This window comes from Guggenheimella bovis (assembly GCF_054492335.1).
Window position 1 is genome coordinate 645249 of sequence record NZ_JBQWTF010000001.1, and the last position, 14403, is coordinate 659651.

Annotated in this window: 16 protein-coding genes; 2 read left to right on the forward strand and 14 right to left on the reverse strand. The window is 44.4% G+C overall.

The annotated features are described in order from the left end of the window. Nucleotides 1–26 precede the first annotated feature (26 nt). Genes ACUB3H_RS03325 through ACUB3H_RS03335 form a run of 3 tightly spaced genes read right to left on the reverse strand, consistent with a single transcriptional unit; the run spans nt 27 to nt 3184 of the window. Entirely contained in the window at nt 27–1427 is a 1401-nt protein-coding gene (locus ACUB3H_RS03325; RefSeq protein WP_459129234.1) for a peptidoglycan D,D-transpeptidase FtsI family protein, read from the reverse strand. Next, complete coding sequence (locus tag ACUB3H_RS03330) at nt 1411–2688, reverse strand: FtsW/RodA/SpoVE family cell cycle protein (RefSeq protein ID WP_459129235.1); 1278 nt, start codon at nt 2686–2688, stop codon at nt 1411–1413. The genes ACUB3H_RS03325 and ACUB3H_RS03330 overlap by 17 nt, the downstream gene beginning before the upstream one ends. Continuing rightward, the gene (locus ACUB3H_RS03335) at nt 2681–3184 is read right to left on the reverse strand and encodes an FHA domain-containing protein (protein ID WP_459129236.1); all 504 of its coding nucleotides are present in this window, start codon (nt 3182–3184) and stop codon (nt 2681–2683) included. Before ACUB3H_RS03335 ends, ACUB3H_RS03330 begins: the two co-directional genes overlap by 8 nt. Before the next feature lie 58 nt (nt 3185–3242). On the opposite strand from ACUB3H_RS03335, the gene ACUB3H_RS03340 reads away from it, so the two are divergent. Both ACUB3H_RS03340 and ACUB3H_RS03345 read left to right on the forward strand, forming a co-directional pair. Then, nucleotides 3243–3830, forward strand: a complete 588-nt coding sequence (locus ACUB3H_RS03340) for a chromate transporter (protein WP_459129237.1) — start codon at nt 3243–3245, stop codon at nt 3828–3830. Further along, entirely contained in the window at nt 3817–4389 is a 573-nt protein-coding gene (locus ACUB3H_RS03345) for a chromate transporter (RefSeq protein WP_459129238.1), read from the forward strand. Before ACUB3H_RS03340 ends, ACUB3H_RS03345 begins: the two co-directional genes overlap by 14 nt. On the opposite strand, the gene ACUB3H_RS03350 is transcribed toward ACUB3H_RS03345, so the two are convergent. The 11 genes from ACUB3H_RS03350 to ACUB3H_RS03400 form a co-directional block, all read right to left on the reverse strand. Then, nucleotides 4349–5773, reverse strand: coding sequence for a sensor histidine kinase (locus tag ACUB3H_RS03350; RefSeq protein WP_459129239.1), 1425 nt, complete (start codon nt 5771–5773; stop codon nt 4349–4351). The two genes, ACUB3H_RS03345 and ACUB3H_RS03350, sit on opposite strands and share 41 nt — an antisense overlap. Further along, entirely contained in the window at nt 5770–6444 is a 675-nt protein-coding gene (locus ACUB3H_RS03355; RefSeq protein WP_459129240.1) for a response regulator transcription factor, read from the reverse strand. Before ACUB3H_RS03355 ends, ACUB3H_RS03350 begins: the two co-directional genes overlap by 4 nt. Before the next feature lie 37 nt (nt 6445–6481). Next, nucleotides 6482–7291: a 16S rRNA (cytidine(1402)-2'-O)-methyltransferase gene (gene rsmI / locus ACUB3H_RS03360; protein ID WP_459129241.1), complete on the reverse strand. Its 810-nt coding sequence runs from the start codon at nt 7289–7291 to the stop codon at nt 6482–6484. Further along, a complete protein-coding gene (locus ACUB3H_RS03365; protein WP_459129242.1) occupies nt 7288–8010 on the reverse strand; it encodes a tRNA1(Val) (adenine(37)-N6)-methyltransferase in 723 nt (240 codons plus the stop codon). Before ACUB3H_RS03365 ends, rsmI begins: the two co-directional genes overlap by 4 nt. A 21-nt stretch (nt 8011–8031) precedes the next feature. Next, nucleotides 8032–9207, reverse strand: a complete 1176-nt coding sequence (locus ACUB3H_RS03370; RefSeq protein ID WP_459129243.1) for an ABC transporter permease subunit — start codon at nt 9205–9207, stop codon at nt 8032–8034. Continuing rightward, a complete protein-coding gene (locus tag ACUB3H_RS03375) occupies nt 9204–10103 on the reverse strand; it encodes an ABC transporter ATP-binding protein (protein ID WP_459129244.1) in 900 nt (299 codons plus the stop codon). The genes ACUB3H_RS03370 and ACUB3H_RS03375 overlap by 4 nt, the downstream gene beginning before the upstream one ends. 90 nt (nt 10104–10193) lie before the next feature. Continuing rightward, complete coding sequence (locus tag ACUB3H_RS03380; RefSeq protein WP_459129245.1) at nt 10194–11135, reverse strand: PSP1 domain-containing protein; 942 nt, start codon at nt 11133–11135, stop codon at nt 10194–10196. Nucleotides 11136–11188: 53 nt separating this feature from the next. After that, nucleotides 11189–12094 carry a DNA polymerase III subunit gene (locus ACUB3H_RS03385; RefSeq protein ID WP_459129246.1) on the reverse strand — a complete coding sequence of 302 codons (906 nt, stop codon included), beginning with the start codon at nt 12092–12094 and terminating at the stop codon, nt 11189–11191. Beyond that, complete coding sequence (locus ACUB3H_RS03390; protein ID WP_459129247.1) at nt 12094–12420, reverse strand: cyclic-di-AMP receptor; 327 nt, start codon at nt 12418–12420, stop codon at nt 12094–12096. Before ACUB3H_RS03390 ends, ACUB3H_RS03385 begins: the two co-directional genes overlap by 1 nt. Further along, nucleotides 12417–12986, reverse strand: a complete 570-nt coding sequence (lepB, locus tag ACUB3H_RS03395; protein WP_459129248.1) for a signal peptidase I — start codon at nt 12984–12986, stop codon at nt 12417–12419. The genes ACUB3H_RS03390 and lepB overlap by 4 nt, the downstream gene beginning before the upstream one ends. After that, nucleotides 12983–14308, reverse strand: a complete 1326-nt coding sequence (locus ACUB3H_RS03400; protein ID WP_459129249.1) for an aminotransferase class I/II-fold pyridoxal phosphate-dependent enzyme — start codon at nt 14306–14308, stop codon at nt 12983–12985. Before ACUB3H_RS03400 ends, lepB begins: the two co-directional genes overlap by 4 nt. Between the last annotated feature and the right edge of the window lie 95 nt (nt 14309–14403).

The following is a 14403-nucleotide window of genomic DNA, read 5'->3' on the forward strand; positions in this document are numbered from 1 at the left end:
CTAAAAGGTTTTGTCAATACTATATGCTATTCTTTTCGAATCTCAAGGAGCTTCTGAAACACCTTCTTTGCTAGAGGTGCTGCACTCTTTGAAGCCGCTTTTCCTTCATTTTCAAGGATTACGGTTACGACATAGGACTCTTCACCACGTGTGACAAAACCTGTAAACCACGCGTGATCTTTCGCTCCTTCATTTTGTGCCGTACCGGTCTTTCCGAAGAATTGAATCGACTTCGAGCTCTTTAGGCCGTTTACTGAAGCCGTCTCCTTTAGTCCCTTTAAGAGAGGATCAAGTATCCGAGGTTCCACGGCTGTCCCTAGAACTTCAGGCTGTGTCACCGAGAGAATATTTCCTCCTGGACCGTGCCATTCGCTCACTAAATAGGGCTTTAAGAGCACGCCGTCGTTTGCGATCGCTTGAGAGATGAGGTGAATCTGAAGCGGTGTGACGACTGTCTTTCCTTGACCGAAGGAACTGGCTGCGAGTTCGCTCTTTTCCATCCCCTCATCAAACGATACCTTGCTCTTAGAAACAGGTAGGTCAAAGGGAATGCTCTTATTAAAGAGAAAGCGTTCACTGACTTCTTTAAGTTTCGCTGCTCCTGCCTCTACGCCTTTTTTACCAAAGTACGTATTGATACTGTACTTTAAGGCTTCGGTTAAACCGACTTCACCGTAACTTCTAGCGTCGTAGTTACCAAATTGGTATCCGCCGATCTTTTCTACACCCGTATCGTTATAAGAAAGGTCAATTCCTTTTTCTAGTATCGCGATCGAGGTCAAAACCTTCATGACAGACCCTGGTACGTAGAGTCCTTGAGTTGCACGGTTAATGAGCGGTGCATTTTCGTCGTCTACAAGCTGAGACCAGCTTTCTTTTAGTTGGTTTGGGTTAAAGGCAGGCCTATCGGTCATCGCGAGGATCGCTCCGGTCTTTGCATTTGAAACGATAATCGCACCCTTATGGTTTTTAAGTAGCTCAAAGCCGTAGGTCTGTAGCTCATTTTCTATTGTAAGATACATGTCGTTACCGACATCTTTATCGCGTAGTGCTTTTTTGAGCTCGCTAAAGAGACCACTTTCCGATACGCCTAGGAGATTTTTCGTAAAGGCCGATTCGAGACCGGTCTTACCAAAGCGCTCTGAAGAGTATCCAATGATGTGAGCGTAGCTATAAGGGTAGTAGTAGCTTCTCACATAGTTCTTTTCTACGAGCTTTGTATCTGCAAGGACCGTTCCATTGACGTCGTAGATAGACCCACGCCTGATCTCTCCTTCGTTTACGAGAAAGCGCGTATTGTTCGGATTCTTTTTTAGATCCTCAGCCATACTCATCTGAAAGTAGACGAGGTAGAAACTTAAAGATATGAAGAGCAGAACGACTCCAATGAGGAGTGCGATGATGCGTCTTTTATTGGTTCGCTTCATTTTTCTCCTCCTTTTCGAGCACCGGCTCTGAGGTAAATTGAAGCACCCCGAGAAGTAAGAAGCTCGTCAAAAGGCTCGAACCACCGTGCGCCATGAAAGGCAGTGTCATACCCGTCAAGGGAATGACCTTTAAGACGCCTCCGATCACGACAAAAGCCTGCATCACAAAGATCATAGAGACCGTTAATGAAAGGATGCGGTAGAAGCGATCGGGTTGGTTGAGGCTCACCTTAAGACCGCGGTAGAAGAGGATGAGATAAAGGAGTAGGACGCCTATTCCCATGAAGATTCCCATCTCTTCAATGAGGGCTGAAAAGAGAAAATCCGAGTAGCTAAAAGGTATGGTCTGAGGGTTTCCTAAGCCGAGTCCACGGCCAAAGAGACCTCCAGCCGAGACGCTAAAGAGGCTCTGAACAATCTGATAACCCTTTCCTGCTGCGTCTTCCCAAGGATTGAGCCAGATGTCAAAGCGCACGCGTACGTGGCGAAAGAGCTTATAAGCTAGAAAGAGTCCTACGCAGGCAAATAGGATATTTAATACGACAGGGATCCTCTTTCGATCGAAGCAAAGCTGCGTGCAGACAAAGGCTGCAAAGATCACAGCCGCCGTTCCAAGTTCCGTTTGCTTTACAAAGAGTCCCATTAACGCATAGGTCAAGATCATCGGTAAGTACGAGGCAAACCAACCTTTCATCTTATCCATGTTGGTATAATAGGACGCTAAGAAAAAGGCATAGGTGAGTTTCGAAAACTCTCCCGGTTGAAACTGAATGCCAGCGATGACGATCCAGTTTGTGGCTCCTCGAAGATTTCTACCAAAGAGAATCGTAACGACGATGAGAGCAATGGTCGCAAGGTAGAAAAACCAGGTCATGTGCTTCCAAAAATGGACTGAAAGTTTAAGCACAAAGTAGCTCAAAAAGAAGCACACGATGCCGAGTGCATAAAACATCAGCTGCTTTTCACCGAGTTCAGGACGAAGCCTGTAGATCATGAGGATTCCGATCGAAAAGAGCATGTTCGTGATCAAGATAAAGTAAGGCTCACCTAAAGTGAAGCGCTTAATTAAAAAGTTTGAAAGGTGACTCAGCACGATGAGAGCGATAGCAAAGGTCAAGCTCCTCATGTTAAAGCTCTTCGGGTCGTAATTCAACACGAGAAAGAGCCCTAAGATCTGAAACCAAAAGAGCAACCAGTTCGCGCTCAGATTGTACCGAGTACGCTTTCTTTCGAGTCGTCTCTCGGTAATAATTCTACTCATTCGATTGCTCCAAGAGGAAAAGCGTTTCTAATCCAGCAAAGCTTATGATATCCTTATCATGAATAACGGTTGGACTTGTGACGCGTTTTCCGTTTACAAAGGTCCCATTTTGGCTATCTAAATCATTGATATACCAATTCCCATCCTCTTCAAAGAGATGCGCATGTTTCTTTGAAAGGTAACCGGAAGGAAGCGCAATCGTATTGACACCACTTCTTCCGATCGATTCATTATCACTTAAAAGGTACTCTCGACGAAGTCCAAAGAGCATCTGATCCTTTCTGTGAATGATGAGTAAGATCGCATCTCCCTCACTCGGTACGAGCATCGTCTGCTGTAGATCGAGATAGATCATGCGTACAATGAGATAGATGAAATAGAGTACAATAAAGACAAAGACGTATCGTAAGATACTGCTAAAAATCGTATATAGGTCGATGTTACCTATGATGGGAGCATGTAAAAGCTCCTCTATGGTTGTAATAAACTGTTCCATAATTCTCTCCTGTTCCCATTATATCATGGGTCCTTAGGCCTCGAAAGAAGGTGATCCGATGGATGAAAAAACGACTCCTGCAAGCTACTTTTACTTATTCTGGTTGATGTTTAAACTCTCCCTTTTGACCTTTGGAGGAGGCTATGTAATCATCTCCCTCCTACAAAAGGAACTCGTGGAGAACAAAAAACTCCTGACAAGCCGCGAGATGATGAATATGACGGCGATTAGCCAGAGCGCTCCAGGAGCGGTAGCAATTAACGCTTCTCTCATTGTAGGCTACCGCCTAAAGGGCTTCAAGGGAGCCCTCGTAAGTGTCGTCGGAGCGGTTCTTCCACCGCTACTCGTCATCACCGGTATCAGCTTTTTCTATACAGCTTTTAAAACGAACGTCATCCTAAGAGTTGCCCTTCGAGGCACGCAGGCTGCCGTTGCTGCAATCCTTTTAGATGTTGCCATCGCCCTCTTCCATCAGCTCTGGCAAGGAAAGGATTACTTCAACATTCTCATCATGTGCTTTAGCTTTGCACTCATCTTGCTCTTAAAACTAAACCCTGTTTTAGTCCTTTTAGGCTGTGCTGTCATCGCACTCCTTCGCTATGAGTATAAAGCTTATAAGAATCGAGACCACAATGCTACTACTTAAATTATTTTGGGCCTTTTTTCAAGTAGGACTGTTCTCGATCGGTGGCGGTTATGCATCGATGCCTATCATCGAACGTCAAGTGATCGATTACAACAACTGGCTTACGATGGCAGACTTTACAGACCTCATTACGATCAGCTGGATGACACCTGGTCCAATAGCCATTAACTCCGCAACCTTCGTAGGTCTACAAGTTGCAGGATTTAAGGGAGCCCTCATAGCAACTCTGGGTACGGTCCTTCCCTCTGTCATTATCGTACTGGCACTTGCTTATCTCTATTACAAGTACAATAACGTAAAGAGCATCCAATCCTTACTCATCGGTCTCCATCCGGCCGTAAGCGCCATGATTAGTTCCGTCGCAGTAAGCCTCATGACCTTTACGATCTTAGAAGACATCACACCTGGATCCCCTGTCTCCTTTAATCCCATAGGACTTGGACTCTTCCTCCTATGCTTCTTAGTCCTTCGCCTAAAGAAAAAGATCTCCCCACTCGCACTGATGGGTGCATCTAGTCTCATTGGGGCGATCCTTTACTCTCTGTTTCCTCAATTTTAGGTTGAACCTTAGGTATCGTGAAGTAGAATTCGACGCCGTTTTCGCGGTTTAAAAAGCCAATTTCTCCGCCGTGAGCATCGATGATCCCTCGGTTAATGGCGAGACCCAATCCACTCCCTTTTCTTCTCGTTCTCGACTTATCGAGCTTCGAGAAGCTCTTCCAGATGTTTTCTTTTTGATCCTCTGGAATTCTAGGTCCTTCGTTTAATACCGACACGTAGGCACTTTCACCTCGGTCTTCTAAGCGAACGACGATGGGTGTATCTTCGTATCCGTGGACCTCGGCATTAATGAGGTAGTTATCTAAAACTTGTGTAAGGGCACGCTCGTCCCCTTCAACCGTTACATCGACTCCCTCGACTTCAAAGCTTCGCTTAGGATCAATCTTTTGAAAACGAACGACACAGAAGTGAACGAGTTCTAAAAGCTTCACTTGATCGAGCTTAAGCTTGAGTTGTCCGAGTTCACGCTGCATGACGAGGATTAAATCTTGAACGAGCTCTGCCATGCGGTCGGTTTCTTCAATAATCGTTTCGTAATACGTCTCTTCATCTTTAGGATCTACGAGGTTGTACTTAAGACTCTCGGTGTATCCCTTAATGATGCCAAGAGGCGTTTTAAATTCATGCGAAACGGTCGCCATAAATTCCTTACGCACTTTATCGATCTCGGTGAGCTTACTGAGATCACTTTGAAGCGTATCAATGGTCGTCGAAAGCTTATCGCTAATAGCGTTGACATTTCGACCAAGTTCACTGATCTCGTCGAATCCCTTGGCTTTAAAACGATCGGAAAAGTCGAGCTCTGCCATGCGCTTTGTCTGCTTTTGAAGGTAAAGAATCGGTCGAACGGTTCGTGTGACAAGGAAGTATAGGACGATGGCTCCGAGTAAACCTAAACCTAAGCCCACGAGTACTAAGAAGTGGTTACTCACCCGAACATTACGATCCGTTAAGGCAAAGGGCTTGTACATGGAAACGATCAGCTTGTCTGAAATGAGGTCGACGTAGATGAGCGTACCTCCTCGGTTGTTATCGCGTTCGATAAAGCCGAGCTGATCGTGATTATACGTGATATTTCGCATGTGGGTACTCATTCGAGTCCCTCTAGCACTCGTCGCGATCGTTCGAAGCTCTGGATAATCGTGAAGAGTCGCTTGAATACCCGTCTCCTCACTCTTTTCTACGAGGAAGGTCTCTGTAAGTTCTCCCTTGTCGACTCGCTCCTTAATCTCTTCAAAGTATTCGAGCATGAGCTTTTTATCGGTCGCTAAAGAGTAGGACTTAAAAAGAGAGGCATTCAAAAGAACGGTCAAGGAAATGATCAGTAAAATGACCGCTAAGAAGGTTAAAAAGATTTTCGTCTGAATGGAGTGCCACTTCATGATACGGCTTCCCAGCGATAACCGTAACCGTAGATGGTTTTAATCATAGCGCCATAATCTCCAAGTTTAGAGCGAAGGCGTTTGACGTGTGTATCGACGTTTCTTCCGTCACCCTCAAAGGCCATGCCCCAAACGCTATCGATAATCTGATCGCGACTTAGAGCAACGCCTTCGTTTTTCATAAAGTAGACGAGTAGTTGATACTCGTTTGGAGTCAAATCGACTTCTTTTCCTGCAATGGAAACGGTGCGCTTATCGATATTTACCATGAGGTCACCTTGCTTTAAGACTTGTTCTTCGGTGAGCCTTTTTCTTCTCAAGTTTGCTGCTATTCTCGACTGAAAGACGGGATAGCTAAAGGGCTTTGTGATGTAGTCGTCTGCACCGATACGAAGTCCTTCAATCTCACTATTTTCATCCCCTAAGGCCGTGAGAAAGATGATCGGAACATCGCTCTTTTCACGGATGATCTTAGCCGCCTCTAACCCCGTCATCACAGGCATCATGATGTCTAGGAGCACGAGATCGAAGTGCGGGTTTTCAAAGAAGAGATCGATGGCTTCTTCGCCATTTGACGCAAACGTCACATCATAACCATTTTTATCTAAAAAGTTTCCTACCATGAAGCGGTAGCGTTCATCATCTTCTGCAAATAAAATTTTTTCTTTCATCGCTTTCACCTCAAGCTAAAGTTATCAGCGAATTGTGTCATTTATCGTTCACGAGAAGCTGATACACTTCGTTTTTTGCGAGCCCATATTCCTTAGCAATGAGCTTCGCTGCATCACTTTTAGAATACCCAGCTTGTAAGACCTCTTCGATGCGATCTTCTAGGTTCTTTTGTTCTTCTTCCTGGCATCCCTCTACGACGAGTACGAGTTCACCCTTGAGCTCACGCTCCCTTAAGAGTTCTTTTAAGCCCTCTAGGTCAGTTCGAATCGTCTCTTCGTAGAGCTTTGTGAGTTCTCTAGAAAGAGAAACCATTCGGTTACCAAAGACGGAAAGGATATCTTCTACGGTTTTATCGATGCGATGCACGGCTTCGTAGAAGATGAGGGCTTCCTTTTTATTCTTTAGCTCTTCTAAAGTCTCTAATCGTTCTTTTTTTCTTCTAGGCAGGAATCCAAAAAAAGTGAAGCTCGAGGATTCGATTCCAGAAAGCACCCAGGCATTCACAAAGGCTGAAGGCCCAGGAAGGACGGAAAAAGGAATGTCGAGCTTTATAAGTTCACGCACGAGTAGAACTCCTGGGTCACTCACAACGGGCATACCTGCATCACTAACGACTGCAATGTTCTTTCCCTCTTGATGCATAGCTATAATTTTCTCTAAGCCCGAAGCATCGTGATGATCGTCGTAGACCATAAGGGGAACGTGAATATCGTAGTGACTAAGAAGCTTTCTCGTATGGCGCGTATCTTCACAGGCGATGATGTCGCTTTCTTTAAGCGTCTCTAACGCACGGATCGTGATGTCTTTTAAATTCCCTATCGGTGTTGCTACAAACGTTACACTCATTCGTTCCTCTCAATCTGAACCTCGTCGTAGATTCTTTCAATCTCCTCGGTGTACTTTGCCCCTTCGTAGACGATGAGCGGTGGATCAATTCTTAATTCTCTTCCCCCACCCTTTACGGCCTTTACGAGTACGAGGTTCGCTTCACTCGTCTTCTTGGGATAGACAAGACGAATGCGCTTTACCCGAAAGTTAAGCCGCTCGAGTTCTAGAAAGAGCTCATCCATGCGATTCACATGGTATACGAGATAAAAGACACCTTTAGGCTTTAAGGCAAAGCTTGCAGCCTCTACAAGGCCTCTTAAATTCATCATGACCTCGTGGCGACTTATCGCTAGCTCTGGCTTAGGACTTTGAATGGTGTGTTTATAATAAGGAGGATTCGAAACCACAGCATCGTAATCCTCCTTAGAAACCAAAGAATCTATCTTCATAAAGTCACCTTCAAGGATCCGAATGTTCGAAAGACCATTGTCAGAGACCGTTCGCATACTCATCTCAGCTTGGTCCGCTTGAATCTCGATGGCATCGAGTTCCTTTACTCGGTCTGCGAGGAGGATACTGATGATACCCGTACCACTTCCTAGCTCCAAGACCTTACCCTTGGAGTCGACAAAGTGTGCTAAAAGCACACTGTCGATTCCAAAGCGAAAGCCTGTTTTCTTTTGATAGATAAATCGGTTGTTATTCAGTTCTTCTCGGTTTTCATCGGAGTATTTCATAACTCCATTATACTAAAAATACTAGCTTAAAATATCTCTTCTCTTAAAGATGATGCTCGATAATACGATAAAGAGAAGGGAGGTTCCTACTAAGACGATGGCTGCTAGAGGGAAGGTCGCTTGAATTCCATCACTAGCACCACCCCAGAACCCGAATCCATTCAAATCTCGTCCTAAGATTTGTAAAGGGTTCTGGTAGTTTAGGAAGTTAAAGATCTGGAAGGGCTTATATCCCAGTAAATTACCAAAAATAGCTGAGAAGATCGCAATACCTATAGGTAGTGTCGAGCTTACGAGTGGATTCTTCACAAGAACAGAGAAGAAAGTGATAAGTGATGTACAAGCGGTGATGACTAAAGCTTGAATGCCAAGCGTTTCAAGCATGTATCTTAAAAGAGTCACCGTTCGACCACTTCCTGCAATGAGTTCCGGGCTCCAAGAGCCATCCGCGTGCTTAATGACCTTAAAGGCTGTATCAACTCGAACGAGAGCATCTAAGCTTCCAAAGCCCTTCGTAAAACCGATACCTAAGAAGAAGAGTGCTTCAATACCAAAGATCATGACAAGGGTCCAGAAGGTAAAGGTAAACCACTTGGAGAAGAAGACTCCCCTACGGCTAACGGGTTGCACGAGCAGGTGTTTAAAGGTCGGTGGATTCATCTCACCACTGAAGAAATCGGCACCAAAGAGTGCAAGACCGATGAGTAAGAAGACCGTAAACATCGCCCAAAGCGTTCTTAAAAAGGCAACGCTTGAAAATTCTCTTTCAAACTCTGGAATGATCTTCTGAGCTTTATTGTGCTCATAAATTTCTTTATATTCAGGAAATTTCTCAAGGTCCATTGACGACGCAACTTGTTCCCAGTGATCATTGAGGACGGAAAGTCGAACCTCTTCTTGAGAAAATGTCTTTAGTTTTTCAATTTTTTCATTCAATGTCTTCATCGTCTCGTCATGAGCTTGTTTCTCTGCAGGAGTCATATCTGCACCAGCTTCTTTGTAGTAGTACTCCTCAGACATCATTTGCTCATGAAGCATGTCGATAGCCGTCTGCTTGTCGTATTGACGTTCGATCCATTCGGATTCTTTATAGGTCACATATGTTGCAAGTGTACAAAGTAACAGGAAGAGCAAAATGACAATAAAATTCTTTTTTCGGGAGAAGAGCTTTATCGTTTCATTACGAAATAGACTCATCGGATACCTCCCTTCATGAGCTCTACGTAGCGTTCCTCGAGGTTCTTTTCAACAAAGTGGAAGCCCTCTAGAGGTAGTCCCTTTTGAACGACCGTACGAATGAAATCGACACGGCTCATTTCATCGAGCATGATCTCATAGCCGCCCTCATGCACACGATGAATCGTCACACCTGGAATATTCGATAAAACCGAACCATACTCTTCTAAAGGCTTGAGTTCAACAAAGTAGGTGTGGCTTTCTCTTACAGCACTCATGGTCTCTGTAGAGACGACACGACCTGCTTCAATGAAGACGACGCGGTCACAAATTTGCTGTACTTCAGCTAAGAGGTGAGACGATAGGAATACGGTTGTTCCGTCGTCTGCGATGGAACGGATCATTTCACGGAATTCTCTCATACCATCGGGGTCAAGTCCGTTTGTGGGTTCGTCTAGAATAAGAAGCTTAGGATTTCCTAGGAGTGCTGTCGCAACACCAAGGCGTTGCTTCATTCCTAAAGAATACTTCTTAACCTTATCTCGAATTCTTCCGTCGAGACCCACTTTTCTAATAACGCGGTCAATTTCACTCGAAGGAAGCTTACGAATTCTCGCCACCTGTCTGAGGTTTTCAAGACCACTCATGTAGAGGTAGGGTTCTGGGTTTTCAACGACACAGCCTAGGAGAGAACGAGCCTTCATTCCATCCTTTTGAATGTTATGTCCACCAATCTGAATCGTACCTGAATTCGGGTAAATAAGTCCTGTAATACAACGAATTGTCGTGGTCTTTCCAGAGCCGTTCGGCCCTAGGAAGCCTAGTACTTCACCAGCCTGTGCAGTAAAGCTAATGTCATCTAAGATGAGCTTACCGCCCAGACTTTTCTTTAATCCTTTCACTTCTAAAACGTCCATAACGTCTCCTTTCACTCTAAATCTAACACCATCATCTTTCAAAAGGCTTAAGAAAACCTTAAATAAATCTTACAAAGAGAAAAGACCGCGTCATTTACGCGGTCTTCTTCGTTGAAAGTTTCTATGAGGTCTTCTCTTGGGCTTCTCTTCCTCTTCAAATTCGATAAAGGTACCCTCAAGTTCGTACTCCTCATCTTCATGAGCCTTTACAGGCTCTTCGTACTCTTCACCTCGGATGATAGCTCCTGGAACCCACTTGTTCTCGAAGGTATCATCATCTCCTGGCATCTTTACGAGTACCATGTCTCTTAAGAGATTTAAGTCGACGACACCACATGGCTTTCCATCGACTCTTACGGCACTGCCGATCTTAGGAAGCTTCCTTCTTAGATCGAGGTAGGCCTCTTCTTCGAAGTTTAAGCAGCACATGAGTCTTCCGCAGATGCCTGAAATCTTTGTGGGATTCAAGCTTAAGTTCTGATCTTTGGCCATCTTAATGGATACGGGTTGGAATTCTCCTAGCCAGCTTGCACAGCATAGCTCTCTTCCGCATGTTGCAACGCCACTAATGATCTTAGCTTCATCTCGTACACCAATCTGCCTGAGTTCGATTCTCGTATGGAAGATCATAGCGAGGTCCTTTACGAGTTCTCTAAAGTCTACTCGACCTTCTGAACTGAAGTAAAAGACAAGCTTCTTTGTATCAAAGGTATACTCGGTCTTTAATAGACTCATGTCGAGACCGTGTTCTTTAATCTTCTCTAAGCCGATCTTATATGCGCTCTCTTCTTTTAAGAGGTTTTCCTTATGCTTTAAATCATCGTCAGGTGTTGCAATTCGAATGACAGGCTTTAATGGAAACTTCAGTTCCTCTTCCTCAATCTGTCTTGCTTCTCCGATGACTTCACCGTATTCTACACCGCGAACGGTTTCAACGATCACATGATCTCCCGATTGAACTGGTAACTCGAGAGAATCAAAATAATAGAGTTTTCCCGCCTTTTGAAAGCGGACTCGAATGACTGATTTCAACTGTTTCTCCTTATGTTTCTTAGAAAGATTATATCATAAGGTGAAAAAGGAGACTACTCTTTTAAAAGTCCCTGAAGCTGTAGAAAGAGGCGTGCCATGATGACTTTGAGTGAAAGATTGCTATCTATCGCTTCTCTCGCCTCTTGAATCACACGCTCTAAAGGGCCTAAGTGATCACTACGGATAAACTTTCCCTGCTCCGTCAGTGCATCCTTAAACATGATATAGAGTGCACCGTCCGATTCAGGTGCTTCTCGTAATAATGAGATATCTCTAAGCCAGTAGCTCATGTAATCTAGAAGCTCCTTATGCTCATCTCTTCCATCGAGATCCTTAAGCTCTTTTAAGACTTCCCCTAGATCATCTGCGATCACTTGTTCAAAGAGAACCTTGGGAAGCTTTACGATGCGCTGTAGCCTCTCGTCTTCAAGGATTCTCCTTGCTCTTCTGACGGATCCTTGAGAAAAGCGACTTGCTAAGATTCTCAGATCCTCTGGAGCATCTTCTAAAAGGTCGTACACTTGTCCCGTCGTTAGGGGCTTAAAGTGCACTGTAATAACTCTAGAAAGGATCGTATCTAAGAGCTTTGAGGGATTATGTGTAATAAAGAAGAGCGTAGCAAAGCTAGGCGCTTCTTCTAGCGTCTTTAAGAGCTTATTTTGACTCTGTACGTTCATGAGATGTGCATCGTCAAAGATCACGACCTTTTGATCGCCATAGAGGGGCCTTTCAGAGAGAAATTGCTGCACCGCTTCGATGTCTTGAACCTTAATCGGTTCTCCCTCTAATATCATGAGATCGGGCGAATTTCCTAGCATGAGCTTTGCTAGTTCTTTTGCGACGAGCTTTTTTCCGATGCCCTCCTCGCCGACAAAAAGGTATCCATGCGATAAATGGTCGCCCTCAAAAAGGGCGACCATATCTTGATACTGGGCTTCATGAGAAACAAAAGGAAGCATTAGAATTTATGGAATGCCTCGACATCGAGTTGGAAGAAGATGGCTCCTCCAACGCGTACTTCGAGTGGCTCGCTCGCTGTGATGACACCTTGAGCAATGACTGGAATCGATGGCATCATCTCGATGCGGCTCTTTGAGGTCTCTTGGACGATGGCTTTCACTTGTTCCACCTGATCATCCTCGACACCCATGATGAGCGTCGTATTTCCTCGCTTTAAGAATCCACCAGAGCTTGCGAGCTTTGTGATCATAAATTTGTTCTTCGTAAGTGTCGATGTGAGTGCATGGACATCGTCATCTTGTACGATAATGATGAGTAGCTTCATTTGTACTCCTTTCCGAAGATGCGAATTTTATTTAGTGGCCAGTAGCGTAGAACCGCTTTTCCGATAATATCGGAACGCTTTACGAGTCCTACTTCACTATAGCGACTATCTTCACTTCGCGGACGATTATCTCCCATCAGGAAGTACTCTCCTTCAGGGATTTTTTCGATCGTAATATCACCGATCGTTTCACCCATATAGTAGTTCGATTCATCTAAGAGTTCGTCGTTAATAAAGACTTGACCATCTTTGATGGAAATCTTGTCTCCTGGAAGTCCAATGACTCGCTTTACGAGAATCTTTGGATCTCCTGCCTTTACAAAGAGCTTCTTAATGGGATCGATCCTTGTAAGATCGCTCTCTGTAATCTTTAAACTCGAATTAAATGTTACGACATCACCACGACCGATGCCTCCTACTTTAAGCATGAGTAAGAGATCGCCTTCTTGGAGTGTCGGTTCCATCGATACGTTAACGACGCTTGTTGCCCCAATGAAAAGATTGAGGACAAAGAGGATAATGAGCGCTCCAACGATCGCTTTTATCCACTCTAGAATAGTTTTCATTCAGCCTCCTCAGACTCGTCTTCGAGGATATTTACATAGCCTTCGTGCTCAAGTCCGAGAATATTGCCTTCAAAGTTATCTAAGTAGTCAGCGAGCTCTTCGCTCATGATCTCTCCGGGGACAATGATCGGGCTTCCTGGTGGATAAGGAATGATATATTCCGTTACGATTCCACCAATAGCATCACGGTAGCTCTTACTTACAGATTCTTGTAAGAAAGCTTCGCGAATTTCTAGTGCCTTTTCAGGTCTGAAGATCTTATAGAACACTTGATCCACTGTATAAATTTGAACCTGCTTTAAGGCATCTAACAAGCGATCGAAGTCTTCTTGTGTATTCATGATGGTCGGCATTAAGAGTAAGCCAAGTTGGCTTTGGAACTCTGTTTGAACGCCCATCTCACGAAGTTGTCTATCGATCGAAGCGTAGTCTACGCTATCCTTGTGGCGAATTAAGAGTCTTGTCTTATCTTGTTTTCCGTCTTTATAGACGATGTGGAAATCTGTTTCTGCTTCGAGTTTTTCCTTGAAGTTTGCACACATCTCTAAGAGGTTTTCCATGAGTTCATAGCCTTGGTTAATGTAAATATCCATAGCGATATCTACACTTCGCATGAGTACATAGTTTGGAGAAGTGCTCATGAAAAGCTTCATGTTCTTTTGTGCAAAGCTTCTTGTAAATTTATTTGTGCAAAGGTGCATGACAGCCGTTTGTGTCATGGATGGGAGTGTCTTATGGAACGAGTGAACGACGATATCGGCATAACGCATCGCAGAAAGCTCTTCATCGATGAGCTTTAAGTGAGAACCATGGCTCTCGTCTACGACGATCGTAACACCCTTCTCAACGAGAAATTCGAACACGTCATCTTCAATGACTTCACCGTAGAAACTTGGCGTTGTAAGAACGACACCTACGGTGTTCTCGGTCACGAGTTCTTGAAGTCTCTCGAGCATATTTTCGTCGGGATAGATGTACTTAGGAACAAGACCTAAGAGGAAGACACCGTCATAGACAGAGATGTGAGAGTTTCTCATCATGATGATTTCATCGCCTGTATTAAAGGCTGTAGAGAGAGCTCCCAAAACAGCACCCGTAGCGCCGTTAACACTAATAAAGCTATGTGAAGCACCAAAGGTGTCAGCAATGAGCTGTAGTGTGTCTAGGATGATATCCTTTGGATTCGATAAGTTATCGGTTCCAGCAATTTCTGTTAAGTCGTACTTGTAAATTTCTTTTTCGATTCGGCCCTTATGTCCGGGCATTTGAAAAGGCGCGAGGTCTTCGGCGATTACTTTGTCGATACCCCAAACTAGTTTCATGCAATACCTCCAAATTTAAGATGTTTATATTATACCACTAAAGGGGGCTCTTTATATACCAAAGACCCAATCAGGGTATGAATGTAGCAAAGCTT